We start from the raw sequence: 16,824 nt of genomic DNA, 5'->3' as shown, positions 1-16,824 counted from the left end.
ACACGCCGGGACCGGAACTCCTTCGGTTGCATTCATTTCACCGTGGGTCGTACCAAAGATGCAATGCTGGCACCCTTCCGATAAGTTGTCGGAATCGTTTCTTGCCGCGCACTACCACTGTGCCCCGCGATACTTTCGAGAAGCATCTCGGCCGCTCGTACTCCCATTTCTGATCCATCAAGACTGACTGTGTCGATTTCAGGAGCGACGAATTCAGTCCACTCGTCATCGCTGAATACCAAGACAGACACTTCATCGGGAATCTTCTTGTTTCTTTCTAGCAGCGCCCTATAGACGTGTCTCGCTTGGTACGAGTCCGCTGCAAGTATCGCGGTGAATTCGGAATGTTCATCCAGCCAGCTGGTAACAAGTTCCAATGTATTTTCAGCTCGATGTGGATTCAGACAGATTTGATTGAGGTCAATGTCCTGCCCGAACTCCTGCATGTATTCCACAAAACCGCGCACGCGGAGGACTGAAGGACGGTTTGCTCCAAGAACTTCAATCCTCGCATCCTCGGTCGAAAATTCGATCGGCTCTTCCGACTGTACCGAAGCCACGAGGCCGATCTGTTGATGACCCTTCTGCAAAAGCCGTGCCGCGGCCTGCCTTCCTGCTTCTTCATTGTCGGACACAACACCAGAAATTCCAGCGGGAACTCGATCTAAGCAGACTGTTGGCACCGACTGGACAGCCTCGTTGAGATGGTCTGAGTGAGAGACGATCACGGGGGACACGATCAAGCCCTCAACGCCATGTGACAAGAGGGTTGCAATTCCCTCAATTTCGTTACTCAAACAGTCAGTGCTGTTAAACACGACAACCTGGTAACCTGCAGGATCTGCAACTCTGCAGATTCCACCGAGTGCTTCCGAGAACAAACCATCAGTGATGTCTGCGCAGACGAATCCGATAAGTTGCGAGCGGCCATTTCGCATTGCTTTGGCCATGCGGCTTGGAGCGTAGTTTAAATCCGCAGCGGCTTTCATGACTACGTCCCGAACTGAACCGCTCGTGTATCCGTAGCCCCCCAGTACTCTAGCGGCCGAGGCGCGCGACACTCCTGCCGCTTGCGCTACATCCTTGATGGTCGCGCTTTTACGTTTCATTTTCGACACGACCACCTTCGCTAATGTAGCTTTGCACAAATCGATTCGCCACGGCGAGACGCAAAGGCACTTCTTCAGCGTCCCTCAGCGTCAGTGTACCGACCAGTCGTCGTCTCGACGGCAGACCAGCCAAGTAGCACACTCCACGCCAGCAGCGAATCTTGAAGGCCGTGACCGCCGATAAATAGGGTTCGAATTCCTCGTTGGCCAAAATAGTCGTGGGCCTCGTCGACTTCTTCTGAACGCTCGCCCAAAATCTTTCTCTGGAAATTGGCGTGCGCCGTTTCGTGTGACGGTTGTGTCTGTCCCGATTTCCACTGAGCGATAGGGCCAAACTTCATAGGATCATCGACATCCAGATGCACGCTTGCCGATGCGCCGATAATCTGCGGATCTATCTCGGCTTTGTCCGGCTCATGAGAATTGAGAGAGGCGATGACAACGTCTTCACGTCCGCGGAGTATCTGTCCTTTTCTGACATCAGCGAGAAATAGCACGGGCTCAGCGCTTGATGTCGCGCACGCGATAACATCAGCGTCGGCGACCGCCTCAGCGATGGTGCTCACCATTTCCACGCCCTCTTCAGGAGTCTCCGTGGAACGGTTAAACGCCTTGATCGTGTCCGCATGCAGTACTTCACGTGCAAGCCTAGCTATATACCTGCCTTGAGCTCCGTACCCGACTACAGCAACTCGAGGAGGCTGCACGGCTCCACCTCGAGTGTTCGTGACTTTCGAGTAATCCAGCACTTCCCTGACCCCTGCTATCAAGGCACCTGCAGTTCGCATGACTGTAATGGCTCGGCCATCGATCAATGCCTGTGGGACACCAGTGTTTTCGTCAAACAACAACACTGCTGCCTGTACTGTGTCGAGACCGCACGCCGAATTGCCAGGTACCTGCATCCCAGTTTTCACACACATGCCGAGGCTTGGAATGAACCCCATGTGACCGAACAGAAGCGAATCGTCCGCGAAAGCAGAGAACTGCGCTGATGGCAGCGTTGAGGATAATCTTCCTTCCTCGCCCCCTCCGACGCCGCTTATCTTCGATGGAAGACGTGACATAACAGCTGCACGGTCAAGCAGATCGACATTGTTTTCGACAGAAATCGCATCGAAGCATTCCTCGTACCCAATCACTTTAAGCATGGAGATCACAAAACCCTTGCGAGGAAAGCCGCAGTACGCGGGTGGGTGCTTTGCCTGAAAACTTCAGACGGTGTTCCAGACTCGACAATCATGCCGCCATCCATAAACACGACTTTATCTGCCACTTCTTGAGCAAACGTCATTTCATGAGTAACGATCACCATCGTCATTCCGTCATCGACGAGTTTTCGCATAACATCGAGAACCTCACCGACCAATTCCGGGTCTAACGCCGACGTTGGCTCATCAAAAAGCATCACTTCAGGACGCATCGCTAGAGCCCTGGCTATCGCAACTCGTTGCTGTTGTCCTCCCGAGAGCTGCGCGGGCTTATGTTCCGCTTTGTCTGCCAAACCGACCGTCGCCAAAAGCGCACGGGCTTCTTCGTTTGCTAGCGACTCTTTGGTTCCATTGATAAGGCGGGGTGCTAGCGTAATATTCTCCAGCACGTTCAGATGCCCGAATAGGTTGAAACTCTGGAATACCATCCCCATTCGTTCACGCTGGCCGGCCAGTGCGGCCGGCTTCATTTCACGCAGGTCATCCCCGGTCCACGAATAACCCACTGGCTCGCCGCCCAAATATACGTATCCCTCATCAGGTCGTTCGAGCAGGTTGAGGCATCGCAACAGGGTACTTTTCCCTGACCCGGAAGGACCGATCACGCATTGGACCTCACCCATGTTGACTTCAAGATCCACACCCCGCAGAACATGGTTCGAGCTGAAACTCTTATGGATGTTATCTGCTTTGAGCAATGGCCACGTCATGACACGACCTTTCTTGGACCGAATGGAAGAAACTTCAATCGTTCGACATTGAGTATTGGTCGGTCATGAATCTTTCGCTCGACCATTTGCTGAGCCATTGTGAAAATCGTGGTCAGAACCAAATACCACAGCGTCGCCACGAGCAACAGTGGAATCGTCTGGTAGGTTCGCGAATAGATCATCTGCGCGCTGTAAAGCAGATCCGGTGTCGCCAGGACACTGACTAGCGATGTAAATTTCAACATCGAGATCAGATCATTGCCGATCGGCGGGATCACGATGCGCAGAGCTTGGGGAAGGATTATCCTAAGCATGACCTTATACGAGGGAATTCCTAATGCCGACGCTGCCTCCACCTGACCCTGGGGTACTGCCATAATCCCTGCTCGGATCATTTCCGCGGCATAAGCACTTTCCGTCAGAGCTAGACCCAGGATTGCCGCCGAGAACGAAGTCATTAGCGTGTTCATGTCCCACGCTGCCAAGTTCAGTTCTGTAAATGGGACCCCAATTTTCACCTGGGGTATCAAAGTAGCGAGGTTAAACCAGAAGATCATCTGCACGAGAGGAGGCACCCCTCGGAAGAACCAGATCCAGATCCACGATACTGCTGAAAAAAGTGGGTTGCGGCTGAGCCGCATGATCGCAAGCATCACACCCAGAGCCAGCCCGATGACCATGGCTAAAGCCGTCAACTGGATAGTTACCCAGAGACCACGCAGGATCTCCGAGTCGAAGAGATATTCGCCAACGACATCCCATTTCATATTCTGATTCGTGAACAGCAAATTGAGGAATGCAGCGATAAGTAGAACGACTACCGCTCCACCTATCCACCAACTGGGATGCTTAAGGTGGTGGACTTTCGTGTCCGAAGTCGCCAGCTTCGGAGCTTGCCGTCCGCGTATAGTTGTTGATGTAGACATAATTTTCACCCGTTCGGGTTGTTTTCTGTGATCAGGACTGCTTCCTTGAGATCGCCTTCTTCGTTGGCACCCCAGTCACGGCGGAGCTCTCCATATGTTCCGTCGTCGATAGCCGACTGCATAGCATCCCGCAGAATCGGTCCTAATGGGCTACCTTTCGGAACTCCCACACCGTTGTATACCGCGTCTACGATGAAATCGCCTACTTCGAGGCTGCCCGACTGCTTAGCCGCATATCCGAGTTTCCCCGAACCTGCCGCCACCAGATCGACGCGGTTAGAAGTCACTGCAAGTTCTGCCGAGGGCTGGTCTTTGAACTGCTGGATCTCCATCCGATCGGCACCACACAATTCCTCGTTGTGCGACGTCAGATAGTCATACTCCCAGGCTCCAGTAAGGACCGCGATAGTCTTTCCACAAGCATCCTTAGTCTCCTTTACCGCCTTGTCAGGGTTGTTTTTAGACCAAGCGAACGAGGTTCCCTCTTCCTGCATCGGAACAAAATCTAGGGTCTTCAAGCGTTCATCTGTGACACCGAGGCTCGCTACGGCCATGTCATAACGACCGTTATCCAGCCCTGGAACGATGGAATCGAATCCGCTTCCGCTGAGAGAAAATTCAACATCCATTTTCTGTGACCAAATTTGAGCAAGTTGGACGGACCATCCTTTGAATTCCCCATTTTCAACGTACTCTTCTGGCGCCCAATCGTTGTAGACCGCGACGTTGACCCCTTCGGCGAATTCATCCGGAACGCTGCCAGCGACAGCTTCATCTTTTTCAGCCGAGACTGAAGCACCCGGCGAAGCATCTTCACTCTTCTGAGCCTCGTCAGCAGAGGAAGCCCCACAGGCGGTGAGTAGCCCCAGGCTCAAAATGGCTGGTAATGCCAGTAATCGCTTCTTCATTTCTACTCCTTTGTAATTCAATGAAAATGCTAAGTTTCGGATTAAACATCTAGTGGCGTGCAGTTATCCGTTTCACCAGGCTCCGGTCAACGTAAAGTCCCAGCGACCCGACCGTAGTACAGACCGTGCTGGCCCTCGTTGTGGCTTTTCGGAGCGTGACTTCAACGGGAGACGAGGCAACAATGCCAGCCAAGACGCCGGCGATGAAGGCGTCGCCTGCCCCTAGCGTGTCTACGGCTACTATTCCCTCGGCTTCCGTAGCCCATTTGCCTTCCAAGGTGTAGTGCAGTGCACCACGATCGGCGCGCGTCATCGTGACCGTCTTCATCCCTGCCGAGATGAGTTCCTGGGCATGTCGGTCAATCTCCGCTTCGTTCCGGTCAGACGCAGAGAAGAAGCCGTGCGTGACATATGGAGATAGCGAGCGAGCGTAGTCATCATCGATATGGGAGTCGAAATCGAAGGCCAGGGGCGCAATCCGACTAAGCCGCTCAACATCGTCCTCCAATTCGGAGGAATAGCTTGTGTGAATAAGGTCTGCGCCGGATAGGGCATTCCATTGTTCATCGCCGATGCGAACAACGCCAGCGCCCCGATCGAAGTCCCCAAACTGTCGATCTCCGTCAACGAGATGAATCATCGCGTATCCAGTCGAGCCATCGGGGATTCGTTGCACATGCTCGACGCTCAGCCCGGTTGACTGCACTTCAGCCAGTACAGCAGCTCCAAGTTCATCAGCACCGACATTTCCGATGTATCGTGTCGGTATTCCTGAACGTTCCAAGTTGACCGCTACATTGAGGCAATTGCCACCGACTGATGCAGTCTCGAGATCCTCGAACACGTCCACGATGTTGTCACCGACGACTACTACCGTCATCAGTATTCGATCTTCCACATGTACTTGCGGGTGATAAGTGGCGTCTCGGTTATGCGTTCGACCTTTTTGGCGAGGAATGCGATGACCGAGCTGGCGTAGAGTAGTGCGGAGACGACTCCTCTATGAACCGGATCAACGCCAGTCATCGGCAGATCAGCACTGTCGAGAACTTGGGAGTCCGCACTGAAACGGCGGCCAAATTCCGCGGCTCTTTCGGCGATTGAACGAGTAGAATCTTCGCCGAGGAAGATGATTAGCTTCGTATTCTCGCTTACCATCTCGTGTGTCCCGTGAAGAAAATCGTTAGCACCCGAGGCGACCGCAACTATATTCTGCATCTCCATTAAATAGCAAGCCGCCAAGGTATCGGAGGCACCTTCGTTTGGGCCCGCTCCCACAATGAACGTCGCGTCAGACGTATTAGCGATAGCTTGGGCAATCCTTTCGAGTTGCCGGTCCCATATTCTATTTGCTTCAGGAAACACCCGTCCGTAGGTTGCAAGAACCGCTGGCGTGGGAATCGATTCGGATGTAACGCCGAATGCGGCCAATAGCTCATAAGCGATGACGCAGAGCAGGACTTGCTTTGCCTCGACACCGTTGTGATTGACAACAAATTCGGCATTCTCGGCACAAGCGTTGTCATTATTCTGGCAGACCAAAAGCACCGGAGACCCTGATGTCCTCGATATTTTGATAGCCTCCGCTGTCTCTAACGTCGTGCCATGAGTGGATGAAGCGATCACGACCGCATTTTCCCCGAGGCCCCGCGGGTACCTTGCTGCGAATTCGGCAGAATTCATAGCAACCACGGGAACTGGCGAGGCGTCCAATAGATATTTAATGACGCCGAACATGTAGTGCGACCCCCCGCAACCTAGCAGGTAGATTGCCGAGGTCTTTTCGCCCACACTCGCCCTAGCGAACGCGCCAACATCATCCAACGTTTTACCGCTGGCAACCTCGCTGATATCTTCAACCACGGTGTCCTGCATTCCAACGACGCCACGGGCCTGAACAGTCTTCGTCATCACTTCTCCTTTGAATGTGAGATCGTTCTCAGTATCATTCAGTGTGAAGCAGCAAACATGAGAATGTCAACGGTATTCAACATAATCTGAGAACGATCTCAGATGTTGGAGCAATTCTAAAGTGGATCGCACAATTAGTCTGTCCGATCAGCCTTGAGCTACTCGCGCAGGATGGCACCGAGCCGGGTCAGGGCATCGACCATCTCCTCGTCAGACTGACCCGAGTAACTGAACCGGGCATAGTTGCTGCGCTGCTCGGTCGGGAAGAACGAACCTCCGGGCACGTAGGCGACTCCGGCTTCGGGCAGGGCATGTTCGGCCATGAACGCCTCCGCATCGAAGCCTTCGGGGAAGGTCACCCAGGTGAAAAGCCCGCCTTCAGGAGTGGTCACAGCCACCTCGGCGGGGAAATGCTCGGCCATCGACGAGAGCATGAGATCGCGCTTGTCGCGGTAGACGGCACGGGCGCGTTCAATGTGGGCGTCGATGTCGAAGGACTCTAAGAACCTGGTCGTGGCGGTCATGTTCAGGGTCGACGACTGCGTGTCGGCAGCGAGCTTGAGCAGGCCCAGTTTGTCGAGGATCTCCGGTGCCGCGCTCACCCACCCCAGGCGCACGCCTGGGGCGAGGATCTTGGAGAAACTGCCGAGGTGGATGACCCGGTTCTCCGTGTCCAGCGAGCGCAGCGTCGGCAGCTGCTGACCTTCGAACCGGAGTTCGCGGTAGGGCGAATCCTCGAGGATGAGGACGTCGTATTCGTTGGCCAGCTCGATCAGGCGTCGGCGCCGCTCGAGGCTGAGCGTGACTCCCGTCGGATTCTGGAAGTCGGGGATGACGTAGATGAACTTGACGTTCTCCGTTGACCGCAGTGTTGCTTCGAGGGCGTCGACGTCCATGCCTTCGGAGTCCATGTCGACGGCGGCGTACTCGGGCTGGCAGGGGTTAAATGCGATGAGGGCACCGAGGAACGTCGGGTTCTCCGTGACGATGACGTCGCCGGGATTGATGAGGAGTTTCGCCACGATGTCGAGCCCCTGCTGGGCTCCCTGCAGGACGAGCACGTCGTCGGCATCGGTTGCCGCACCCTGGTTCGACATGCGCTTGGCGATCTGCGCGCGCAGTCCAGGCAGCCCCACCGAGGCGGTGTACTGGAGAGCCGTCGCGCCTTCGTTTGCGAGGACGTCGGCGAAGACCTGCTGGAGTTCTGCGACGGGGAAAAGACCCGGATCCGGGTAGCCACCGCCGAATGACGTGATCGCAGGGTCATCACCGTATTTCAGCAGCTCACGGATGGCGGACGGCTGGACCCGAGCGATGCGATCGGCGAACTTCGATGACACTTCTTCTCCCTTGAGAACTGGCGGCGAATCGGCTGGCCTGCGCGGTCATTCTGTCTGAGTACGGCCAATCACTTGTTGTGATGAGCTGATCGTATCCGCGAATCGCGCATGTGGTGACGGGTGTCCGTTTGGCGATCGCGTCCCCGCGGGGACGTCACGACAGGCGACGATGAGCGCATGATTGATTCAAAGATGAGCGCATGATTGATTCAAACCGGAATTGTCGGGCGACGGGGCGCGTCTCTGCGGAAGCATTGATGAGTGAAGGGAGACATCGTGATCGCTGAACTCAATACGCTCATCGACCTCATCGAATCGGATCTCGCAGACTGCGCCGGTTCCGCAGGGATCGAGGGTGAGACGGGGATCGACATCGAGAAGTTGGCGGGGAACCTCGGCACAACCGAATACCACCTGCGGCGCATGTTCTCGTCATTGGCGGGAATGCCGCTTTCGGTCTATATCCGGCGACGCCGGATGACTGTGGCCGCTGCCGATGTCGTCGCCGGACACGGGCTTTTGGGCATCGCCATCCGTTTCGGCTACGGATCGACGGAAGCTTTCGGCCGGGCGTTCCGGGCGGTCCACGGCGCAGGGCCGTCGGAGGTTCGGCGCAGCGGTGGCCCCCTTCGCAGTCAATCAACCATCAGGTTCCGCCTGACGATCGAAGGGAGTTCTTCCATGGACACTCGAATCACCGACAAACCGGCATTCTCGCTTATCGGTCATGCCAAGCGAGTGCCCCTCATCCACGAGGGCGAGAATCCGCATATCCGCGAGCACATAGAGGCATTGCCGACTGATGAGCACGCACGACTCAAGGCGCTCAGCGAAGCAGAGCCCACCGGGCTGCTCCAGGTCACAGCCGATGTCGACCCGGACTACCGGGAAGGCACCGAACTCACCTATCTGCACGGAGTCGCAGTCGGGACATCCACCTCGGCGCCGGAGGACCTGGACGTCATCAACGTCGACGCCGGCACCTGGGTCGTATTCACGACCTCTGGCTCCTACCCTGAGGCCTTGCAGTCGACCTGGGCGGCCACTGCAAGTGAGTGGTTTCCTTCGAATCCGTGGCAGCTGCGCCCCGGTCCGTCGATCGTTTCGATCCTCGATCGTGCGGCGGATCTCAGCACAGCCACCATCGAGCTGTGGTTGCCGGTCGAACGCGCATGAACCATCTGCCGAGGCGTCCCCGCGGGGACGCCTCGGTCCTCACCGCGTCCCCGCGGGGACGTCGGCCACGTCTTCGACGTCGGTAGGAACCACCTCGGCGAGAATCTTCGGTCCCTTCGCGGCCCGCATCCCCGCGCCGAGGACGCCGATGATGACGAGCGCCGCCCCGCACAGCTCACCGAACGACACTGTCTCGCCGAGGAAGAACCAGGCGGCACTCATGCCCACGATCGGCACCAGCATCGAGAACGGAGCAACGACTCCGGCCGGATTGCGCGACATCAACCATGACCAGATGCCGGAACCGAGGATTGTGGCGATGACAACCGTGTAGACGAGGCCAGCGATGCCCAACCAACCGGTCGGGGTCAGCAGCGTCGTCAGAGAGTGGCCGATCGTGCTCGGGCCCTCGACGAAGAGTGAGAGGATGAGCATCGGCACCGGCGGGATGACGGACATCCACATCGTGAATTTCACCGGCTCGACCGAGTGGGCCTGTCGGTTGCATATGTTGCCGATCGCCCACCCCAGACCGCCAGCGAGGGTGAGGAGGAACGGCAGGAAGCTCGCGCTCGAATCGAGGCGCTGCCAGCCGACGACACCCAAGCCGGCCATGGCCACCATGAGGAAAGCCATCTGCGATCCCCGGACCCGCTCGCGCAGGAACGTCATTCCCAGCAGCACCGTGAACGGCCCCGAGGCCTGAAGCACGAGGGAAGCAAGTCCTGCCGGCATACCCGCCGCCATCGCCCAATAGAGGAAGAGGAACTGCAGGAGACCGAAGCCGAGTCCATAGCCTACGATCCACCGGAACTTCACATCCGGCTTCGGGATGAAGAGCAGAGCGGGTAGCGCGAGCACGGCGAAGCGCAGGGCAACGAGGAAGAAGGGCGGGAACTGATCGAGGGAGAGATCGATTGCGAGGAAATTCAGCCCCCACATGACGGCCACCGAGGCGGCGAGAAGACAGTGCTTGAACGACATGACTCCATTGTTCTGCGCACTGACTGTTAACACAATCGAATTATTCTTCACAGACCTTGTAGCTGAACTTCATTCTTGTAGCATGGGCGCATGGATCCCAGGCACCTCGAACTGCTGCGCCAACTCGACGAACGCGGCAGCGTCACGGCTGTCGCCGAAGCCACGTTCCGCACGCCTTCGGCGGTGTCCCAGCAGCTCAAGCAAGCAACCAGGGAGGTCGGACATCGTCTCGTCGAACCTGCCGGTCGCAGTCTCAAGCTCACGCCTGCCGGGCGACTCCTGGCTGCCGGAGGACGGGACGTGGCCTCGGCACTTGCCCGCGTGGAAGCGGACTGGGAGGACTACCTCGGCGAGGCCTCCGGAGAAGTCCGGATTGCCGGACTTCCCAGCGCTCTGACCTACTTGGTGCCCCCTGCGCTCCGGCAGCTGCGAGAGACGAGCCCGAAGATCACCCTGCGCACCGTCGACGTGGACCTGGCCGAACACGAATTCGCGGGCCTGACCTCCGACGTCGACATCGTCGTCGCCCACAGCCTCATCTCCGAACGACCCGCGGGGACCAACGGGCTGAGCGTCGAGTCCCTGGCGACCGAACCCATCGACGTCGCGGTCGCAGATACCCACCCGCTGGCCGGACGGGACGAGCTGACGCCGGAGGATCTCGTCGATGCTCGGTGGATCAGCGTGCCTCACGGCTTCCCCTTCGCCACGATCCTGACATCGATAGAACATGTCACCGGACGCGAGCTCGAGGTCACTCAGCGCATCCGGGACAACCGACTCATCGAGGCGATCGTGTCCTCGAGTGACCAGGTCGCCCTGCTGCCGCGATTCACGACCCCGAAGGGCGCCGGGCTCACGCTTCTCCCGTTGACGGGGGTCGCGACCACACGTTGGGTTGTGGCGGTCATCGCCCCCGACACCGCCGAGCGTGCAGCCGTCAAACGCGTGCTCGACGCCCTGCGGCAAGACACTTAGCGCGTCACTGCGGACCGGTCAGCGAGTCGCCGCGAACCGCTTCGGCACGAGCTTCTCCAGGGGCAGGAACGCCGCCCAGCAGATGACGGTCGGGAGGAAGTGGATGCCCAGGGCGATGTAGGTCATGAGGTGGAAGAGCATGAAGAAGATGACGGCACCGTAGAGCCACTTGCCCTTGAAGAACAGCACGATCGGTGAGAGGAATTCGAAGACGAGAGTTGCCCACTGCCCGGCGATGAGCAGGCCCGGCATCTCAAGGAACGGCTTCGACCATTCGGCACCACGGCGCATCAGCGCCCAGATGATCACAGCCCCGTTGGCCCAGTGGGTGATGTTGCCCGAGGCGATCCACTTCATCACCACCGAGTAGAAGTAGGTGAGGACGACGGAGATCTGCACGACCCGCAGTGCCCACCCTGCCTTCGCCGAGGTGGCTCCCACATCGCGGAACCGTGCGATTCCGACCGTCGGCAGCACCACGGCGGCGATGACGAGTGCCATGTGGTCGTGGGCGACGTAGCCGTAGCCCTGCGTGTAGAACATCCACAGCCCGAAGGTGATCGCCACGGCCCAGCCGCTGATGCATTGGAGGATTCCGGCGGCCGCCAGCAGTGAGAAGACGATGATCGCGGCCAACAGAATCTGTGCGCCGAGGACGCTGACGGGTGGGATGTGGAGGAATCTGGCCAGCCACAGGGGCTGATAGAGCTCGGGAGTCCAGCCGTGCGGGATGACGTCGGCGGAGATGGTGAGCACGTCGATGATGACGAAGATGTAGACGATGACGCGGAATACCGCGACCCGAGCCAGCGGGAGCTGGGGCGTGAACCAGGCGATGACACGGTTGCCGGCTTTCACCTCGGCGGTGGTGGAGTAGCTCACTGCACCTCCCAGGTCGCCAGGACCTTGTGTTCGGGTTCGCCGACGCTGCGGCCGTTCTCCAGCTGGGTCACGGTGCGGCAGAGGATCATCTCCTCCGGCTTCGGCTCGTCCGGGTGCAGGCGCTCAAAGGAGTCGGCCATGGTCTGCATCAGTTCGGGGTTGGCGATGACCCGGTCGAGCTGGGATTCGATGTCGCCGCGTTCGATCCCGACGGTGTCCGTGTTGAAGCCGAGCCGGCGTGGTTCGTCCTCGCCGGGGAACTGCGCTTCGATACAGGTCGAGTTCACGGTCCCGTTGAGGTCCTTGGCGGTCGCGTACTGGGTGAGTGACCCGAGCGGGAAGAAGTCGTTGGTGTTGAGGAACTGCCCGCAGGTCAGGATGATCAGGGCCACCGCGGTCGCGCCGAGTCGCCAGATGATCGACCAGGTCGACATCGGCTTCGGCTTCGTGGCGGTCGCTGGCCTGTCTGCAGGCCCTGGCTCGCCGGCCGTGTCCGATGGCGGCTTTCTGTTCGTCAGGAGTCGACGCTTCTTCTCATCCATGCGCTGTGTGGTTCATTCTCTCGACGCCGCGGGTACGCAGACTATCGTAGCGGCCACTCACGTACCAGAGACTCAGGAGTTGAACGGCTCAGCTCAGGAGCTGCGGGCGTAGAGATTGAGCTGCTCCCACATCGCCGCGTACTTCTGGAAGCAGGCGACCGCGGTTTCGGGGTCGTCATTGGACAGCGCGGTCACCCACGAATCGACGAGCTCCGGGGCCTCATTGGGCCAGAGCACATCGCTCATCCCACCTAGATCGAGTTCGAGCACGGAATTCATATCGAAGCCGTCAACCCACTGCGCCAAGATCGAGGTCTGCTCGACCATGTCAACCACCTTGGATTTGTCGGCCACGGTCTCCGCCGCCCATTCCATCCTCGCCGAGGCGGCCAGAATGTCCGTACGAATGAGCACTCTCAGCCCGGCATCAGTTTCATTCGTGATGATCTGGTCTTCGCTCAGAGAGAAGAACAGCCACCATGACGGCGGCACATCCCAGGCCGAGACCCGGGTGAAGACCCGAGTGTCCTTGGCATCCTGGAGCCACTCGGCACGACGACTGGCAGCCCTCCTGCGCGCGGACTTCGGAGCGATGATGTCCAGCGTCGCCTTCGAGGTGTGCTCGCTCAGCGACTCGAGTGCCTCCCACCCGCGAATGTCCTCTTGAGCGGGGCAGTAGCGGTCCACTCCGTCCGAAGTCTGAGACGCTGGAAGGAAGATCGGGGTGTTGCGAAACGATTCGGCTACAGGGCTCGGCGGCAGTGAGATCAAGCGCTGATCGGCGTCGGCGGAGACCAGCTCCTCGACCCGGGTACGATTGTCTTCCACCTGGTCGTCTTGCAATGCGGAATGAACCACGGTGGGTTCGAAGATTCGCAGAGTGACGACATAATCGCGACTGTAGGACATGGGTTCAGCCTATCCAAGGTCGGGCTTCAAAATGGAACTTCCCAGTACGAACAGGTAGGATTTAAGCGCATAGCAGAGATCTAGTCCGGGGCGCTTCGCCCCACATGACGACGGAGGGGGTCACGCCAGTGGGTCGCGGCCGCGCAAAGGCAAAGCAGATCAAGGTTGCCCGGAAGCTGAAATACTACAGCCCGGACACCGACCTGAATAGACTCCAGCAGGAACTGGGTTCCGAGTCGCAGGCGTCCGGTTCGTCAGATCCGTACGACGACGAGCCGGACTATTCGGATTACGCCGACAAGTACAACGTCGACGATGACGACGAAGAAGACGACTATACACAGCGCGAATCTTGACCGATCAGCACTGATGTGATCGACGCTCAAAGTATCTGAGCTTCGGGTTCGCTCAAGCAAGAAGGCGGAGGCTACGGCCTCCGCCTTCTGCTTTGCCCGAATGCCTTAGGCCTACACGCCCCGGCGGTTCCACAGACAACCTCTGCAACGAGGCGTTTTGGAGTTGGCGGGGCGTTTTAGAAAGCTAACGGGGCGCCTTAGAGCTAACGAGATGGTTTAGCGCTGGCGAGGCGTTTTGGAGCTGGCGGGACGTTTTAGCGCCCCCGGCACCCTCAGCCGAGGATGGCGGCTCCGCCGTCGACGCCCTTGGCGCCCTGGACGTAGTCGAGTTCCGAGGCCAGTGCACCGTCATCGACGCTGACCTCGCCGAGCACCCAGGAGCCTGGGCTGGCGGCGAGGACACTGTCGACAGAGTCAGCAGAGGTCACGAGGACCATTCCGACGCCGAGGTTCCAGGTCCGCTCACGATCATCCTGCGGAACGCCGCCGAGATCGCCGAGGGTGGAGAAGACCGGCGGAATCTCCCATGAGGAACGCGACATCTTCGCCACGAGGCCCTTGGGCAGCACGCGCGCCACATTGGCCGAGAGTCCCCCGCCGGTGACATGCGAGACCGCGTGCACAGCATCGGGCAGAGCCGAGAACAGGGCATTGAGTTCACCGGTGTAGACGTGTGTGGGAACGAGGAGTTCCTCACCCAGGGTGCGACCGAATTCGGGCACGTCGCGATCCAGACCCCAGCCCGCCTCGGCGATGATGTGCCTGACCAGGGAATAGCCGTTGGAATGGATACCCGAGGACGGCAGTCCGATGAGCACGTCACCGGCTGAGACCTTCTCCGGCCCCAGCAGCTTGGACGCATCGACGACGCCGGTGGCGGCACCGGCGACATCGTATTCGTCGACGCCGAGCAGGCCCGGGTGCTCCGCGGTCTCTCCTCCGACGAGGGCGACATCGGCACTGGCACACGCCTCGGCGATACCCCGGACGATGTCGGCGATGCGCTCGGCCACGACCTTGCCGCAGGCGATGTAGTCGGTCATGAACAGAGGCTTGGCACCGCACACGATGATGTCATCGACGACCATTCCCACCAGGTCGTATCCGATGGTGTCGTGCTTGTCGAGAGCCTGCGCAATGGCCACCTTCGTACCCACGCCATCGGTCGATGAGGCCAACAGCGGGCGCTCGAAGTCCTTAAGCACGGAGATGTCGAAGAGTCCGGCGAAACCACCCACCTCTCCGACGACATTCGCGTTGTGCGTGGCCGCAACTGCGGACTTCATCATTTCGACGGCGCGGTCACCGGCCTCGACGTCGACGCCGGCGGCGGCATAGGTGGTGGACTTAGCTGGATCGGTGCTCAACTCAACATCCTTTTTCGGCGGGGGTGTTGTTGACAGGAATCGGGTATTCGCCCGAGAAGCAGGCGGTGCACAGTTGGCTGCGCTCCTGCTGGGTGGCCTCGACCATGCCGTCGAGGGAGATGTATCCCAGGGAGTCGGCGCCGAGGTTGTCGCGGATCTCGTCCATGTTCAGACCGTTGGCGATGAGCTCGGCCCGGGTCGCGAAATCGATGCCGTAGAAACAGGGCCACTTGACCGGCGGGGAGGAGATGCGCACGTGGATCTCCTTCGCACCGGCCTCACGCAGCATCCGCACGAGCGCACGTTGGGTGTTGCCGCGCACGATCGAATCGTCGACGACGACGAGACGTTTGCCCTCGATGTTCTCACGCAGAGGATTGAGTTTGAGTCGGATGCCGCGCTGACGCAGGGTGTCCGAGGGTTGGATGAAGGTGCGACCGACGTAGGCGTTCTTCATCAGCCCCTGCCCGAAGGGGATGCCGGACTGTTCGGCATAGCCGACGGCCGCCGGTGTTCCCGATTCCGGGGTGGCGATGACGAGGTCGGCATCGACGGGAAACTCGTCGGCCAGCTGTCGGCCCATCTGCGTCCTGGCCGCGTGCACGGTCTTGCCGTTGAGCACGCTGTCGGGACGAGCCAGATACACGTATTCGAAGACGCAGCGAGCCTGGTCCTGCTCGGCGAAGCGGAAGGAACGCAGACCGTCTTCGTCGATGGCGATGAGTTCACCCGGCTCGACGTCACGCACGAAGGAGGCGCCGACGATGTCGAGAGCCGAGGTTTCGGAGGCAACGACCCAGCCGTTCTCCATCCGACCCAGCGACAGCGGCCGCACACCGTGACGATCACGGGCGGCATAGAGCGTGTTCTCGTCCATGAACGCCAGCGAGAACGCACCTTCGACCTTGGGCAGAAGATTGAGCGCAGCCTCGGTGAGGTTCTCGCCCTCTTCGGTGGCGAAGAGCTCGGTGACCAAAGAGGTGTCATTGGAGGAGTCACGGAAGGGTCGGGTGCGGCTGACCTTCTTCGTCGCGTCCTTGACGACCTGATCGGCGTCATCACGACGACCATCTGCCATCGCCTCGAGCTCATCGAAGTTCGTCAGGTTGCCGTTGTGCGCCAATGCCACTGTCCCGAACGGGGTGGGCCCCAGCGTCGGCTGTGCGTTCTCGAACGAGGGCGAGCCCGTCGTCGAGTAGCGCGTATGCCCGAGCGCGATGTGCCCCTGCAGAAGTTCGAGATCCCGCTCGTGGAAGACCTGCGAGACCAGGCCCATGTCGCGGTAGATCAGGATCTGCTTGCCGTTGCTGGCAGCGATACCCGCGGACTCCTGTCCACGATGCTGCAGAGCGTAGAGCCCGAAGTAGGTGAGTTTGGCGATTTCCTCGCCTGGTGCCCAGACTCCGAATACTCCGCAAGCATCCTGAGGTCCGCGGTCCAGGGGGTCAATTTCGTGCGTTAGTTGCCCGTCTCCTCTTGCCACGTGAAAGATTGTCTCACATGACTGAGCCCACC

General features: G+C 59.1%; 17 protein-coding genes. 3 read left to right on the top strand and 14 right to left on the bottom strand.

The features are described from left to right. Positions 1-32: 32 nt before the first annotated feature. The 8 genes from LQ788_RS04090 to LQ788_RS04055 all read right to left on the bottom strand — a co-directional run bounded on the left by LQ788_RS04090 (position 33) and on the right by LQ788_RS04055 (position 8,115). A complete protein-coding gene (locus LQ788_RS04090; RefSeq protein WP_231447310.1) occupies positions 33-1,109 on the bottom strand; it encodes a LacI family DNA-binding transcriptional regulator in 1,077 nt (358 codons plus the stop codon). A 74-nt stretch (positions 1,110-1,183) separates the two neighbouring features. After that, on the bottom strand, positions 1,184-2,260 hold the full coding sequence (locus tag LQ788_RS04085) for a hypothetical protein (RefSeq protein ID WP_231445464.1): 1,077 nt from the start codon (positions 2,258-2,260) through the stop codon (positions 1,184-1,186). Between the two features lie 5 nt (positions 2,261-2,265). Continuing rightward, positions 2,266-3,030, bottom strand: coding sequence for an amino acid ABC transporter ATP-binding protein (locus LQ788_RS04080; RefSeq protein WP_231445463.1), 765 nt, complete (start codon positions 3,028-3,030; stop codon positions 2,266-2,268). Further along, the gene (locus LQ788_RS04075) at positions 3,027-3,797 is read right to left on the bottom strand and encodes an amino acid ABC transporter permease (protein WP_231445462.1); all 771 of its coding nucleotides are present in this window, start codon (positions 3,795-3,797) and stop codon (positions 3,027-3,029) included. Before LQ788_RS04075 ends, LQ788_RS04080 begins: the two co-directional genes overlap by 4 nt. 164 nt (positions 3,798-3,961) lie before the next feature. Next, positions 3,962-4,864, bottom strand: coding sequence for a transporter substrate-binding domain-containing protein (locus LQ788_RS04070; RefSeq protein ID WP_231445460.1), 903 nt, complete (start codon positions 4,862-4,864; stop codon positions 3,962-3,964). Positions 4,865-4,913: 49 nt separating this feature from the next. After that, positions 4,914-5,744, bottom strand: a complete 831-nt coding sequence (locus LQ788_RS04065; RefSeq protein ID WP_231445459.1) for a PfkB family carbohydrate kinase — start codon at positions 5,742-5,744, stop codon at positions 4,914-4,916. Beyond that, entirely contained in the window at positions 5,744-6,775 is a 1,032-nt protein-coding gene (locus LQ788_RS04060; RefSeq protein ID WP_231445458.1) for an SIS domain-containing protein, read from the bottom strand. Before LQ788_RS04060 ends, LQ788_RS04065 begins: the two co-directional genes overlap by 1 nt. Positions 6,776-6,933: 158 nt before the next feature. Beyond that, the gene (locus LQ788_RS04055; RefSeq protein ID WP_231445457.1) at positions 6,934-8,115 is read right to left on the bottom strand and encodes an aminotransferase-like domain-containing protein; all 1,182 of its coding nucleotides are present in this window, start codon (positions 8,113-8,115) and stop codon (positions 6,934-6,936) included. A gap of 276 nt (positions 8,116-8,391) precedes the next feature. Between LQ788_RS04055 and LQ788_RS04050 the strand changes: the two genes are divergently transcribed. Further along, entirely contained in the window at positions 8,392-9,291 is a 900-nt protein-coding gene (locus LQ788_RS04050) for an AraC family transcriptional regulator (protein ID WP_231445456.1), read from the top strand. A gap of 39 nt (positions 9,292-9,330) precedes the next feature. Here the strand turns inward: LQ788_RS04050 and LQ788_RS04045 are convergent, their stop codons facing one another. After that, positions 9,331-10,275 carry an EamA family transporter gene (locus LQ788_RS04045; protein WP_231445455.1) on the bottom strand — a complete coding sequence of 315 codons (945 nt, stop codon included), beginning with the start codon at positions 10,273-10,275 and terminating at the stop codon, positions 9,331-9,333. Between the two features lie 90 nt (positions 10,276-10,365). Here LQ788_RS04045 and LQ788_RS04040 point away from each other — a divergent pair, with 90 nt between their 5' ends. Further along, the gene (locus tag LQ788_RS04040; RefSeq protein WP_231445453.1) at positions 10,366-11,253 is read left to right on the top strand and encodes a LysR family transcriptional regulator; all 888 of its coding nucleotides are present in this window, start codon (positions 10,366-10,368) and stop codon (positions 11,251-11,253) included. An 18-nt stretch (positions 11,254-11,271) separates the two neighbouring features. Here the strand turns inward: LQ788_RS04040 and LQ788_RS04035 are convergent, their stop codons facing one another. From LQ788_RS04035 to LQ788_RS04025, 3 genes are all read right to left on the bottom strand, one after another. Next, positions 11,272-12,135, bottom strand: a complete 864-nt coding sequence (locus tag LQ788_RS04035) for a hypothetical protein (protein WP_231445451.1) — start codon at positions 12,133-12,135, stop codon at positions 11,272-11,274. Next, complete coding sequence (locus LQ788_RS04030) at positions 12,132-12,677, bottom strand: hypothetical protein (protein WP_231445449.1); 546 nt, start codon at positions 12,675-12,677, stop codon at positions 12,132-12,134. The genes LQ788_RS04035 and LQ788_RS04030 overlap by 4 nt, the downstream gene beginning before the upstream one ends. 93 nt (positions 12,678-12,770) lie before the next feature. Beyond that, positions 12,771-13,586 (bottom strand): hypothetical protein, encoded by an 816-nt coding sequence (locus tag LQ788_RS04025; RefSeq protein ID WP_231445448.1) that lies wholly within the window; start codon positions 13,584-13,586, stop codon positions 12,771-12,773. 104 nt (positions 13,587-13,690) lie between these two features. On the opposite strand from LQ788_RS04025, the gene LQ788_RS04020 reads away from it, so the two are divergent. After that, positions 13,691-13,942, top strand: coding sequence for a DUF3073 domain-containing protein (locus LQ788_RS04020; protein WP_226833490.1), 252 nt, complete (start codon positions 13,691-13,693; stop codon positions 13,940-13,942). Positions 13,943-14,214: 272 nt separating this feature from the next. Here the strand turns inward: LQ788_RS04020 and purM are convergent, their stop codons facing one another. Continuing rightward, positions 14,215-15,309, bottom strand: coding sequence for a phosphoribosylformylglycinamidine cyclo-ligase (purM, locus tag LQ788_RS04015; RefSeq protein WP_231445447.1), 1,095 nt, complete (start codon positions 15,307-15,309; stop codon positions 14,215-14,217). A 1-nt stretch (position 15,310) separates the two neighbouring features. Beyond that, the gene (gene purF, locus LQ788_RS04010; protein WP_096158233.1) at positions 15,311-16,792 is read right to left on the bottom strand and encodes an amidophosphoribosyltransferase; all 1,482 of its coding nucleotides are present in this window, start codon (positions 16,790-16,792) and stop codon (positions 15,311-15,313) included. Positions 16,793-16,824: the final 32 nt, after the last annotated feature.

Source organism: Brevibacterium zhoupengii (genome assembly GCF_021117425.1).
In the GTDB taxonomy this organism is placed as follows: Bacteria; Actinomycetota; Actinomycetes; order Actinomycetales; family Brevibacteriaceae; genus Brevibacterium; species Brevibacterium zhoupengii.
The sequence above is the reverse complement of the archived record's forward strand: the minus strand, read 5'-3'. Positions and strand labels throughout refer to the sequence as shown.

Coding starts and splice junctions, on each gene's coding strand:
- LQ788_RS04080 (WP_231445463.1), bottom strand. CDS start 3,030: ATGACGTGGCCATTGCTCAAAGCAGATAACATCCATAAGAGTTTCAGC.
- LQ788_RS04090 (WP_231447310.1), bottom strand. CDS start 1,109: ATGAAACGTAAAAGCGCGACCATCAAGGATGTAGCGCAAGCGGCAGGA.
- LQ788_RS04085 (WP_231445464.1), bottom strand. CDS start 2,260: ATGCTTAAAGTGATTGGGTACGAGGAATGCTTCGATGCGATTTCTGTC.
- LQ788_RS04025 (WP_231445448.1), bottom strand. CDS start 13,586: ATGTCCTACAGTCGCGATTATGTCGTCACTCTGCGAATCTTCGAACCC.
- LQ788_RS04045 (WP_231445455.1), bottom strand. CDS start 10,275: ATGTCGTTCAAGCACTGTCTTCTCGCCGCCTCGGTGGCCGTCATGTGG.
- LQ788_RS04020 (WP_226833490.1), top strand. CDS start 13,691: ATGACGACGGAGGGGGTCACGCCAGTGGGTCGCGGCCGCGCAAAGGCA.
- LQ788_RS04040 (WP_231445453.1), top strand. CDS start 10,366: ATGGATCCCAGGCACCTCGAACTGCTGCGCCAACTCGACGAACGCGGC.
- LQ788_RS04065 (WP_231445459.1), bottom strand. CDS start 5,744: ATGACGGTAGTAGTCGTCGGTGACAACATCGTGGACGTGTTCGAGGAT.
- LQ788_RS04075 (WP_231445462.1), bottom strand. CDS start 3,797: ATGAAATGGGATGTCGTTGGCGAATATCTCTTCGACTCGGAGATCCTG.
- LQ788_RS04070 (WP_231445460.1), bottom strand. CDS start 4,864: ATGAAGAAGCGATTACTGGCATTACCAGCCATTTTGAGCCTGGGGCTA.
- LQ788_RS04060 (WP_231445458.1), bottom strand. CDS start 6,775: ATGACGAAGACTGTTCAGGCCCGTGGCGTCGTTGGAATGCAGGACACC.
- LQ788_RS04030 (WP_231445449.1), bottom strand. CDS start 12,677: ATGGATGAGAAGAAGCGTCGACTCCTGACGAACAGAAAGCCGCCATCG.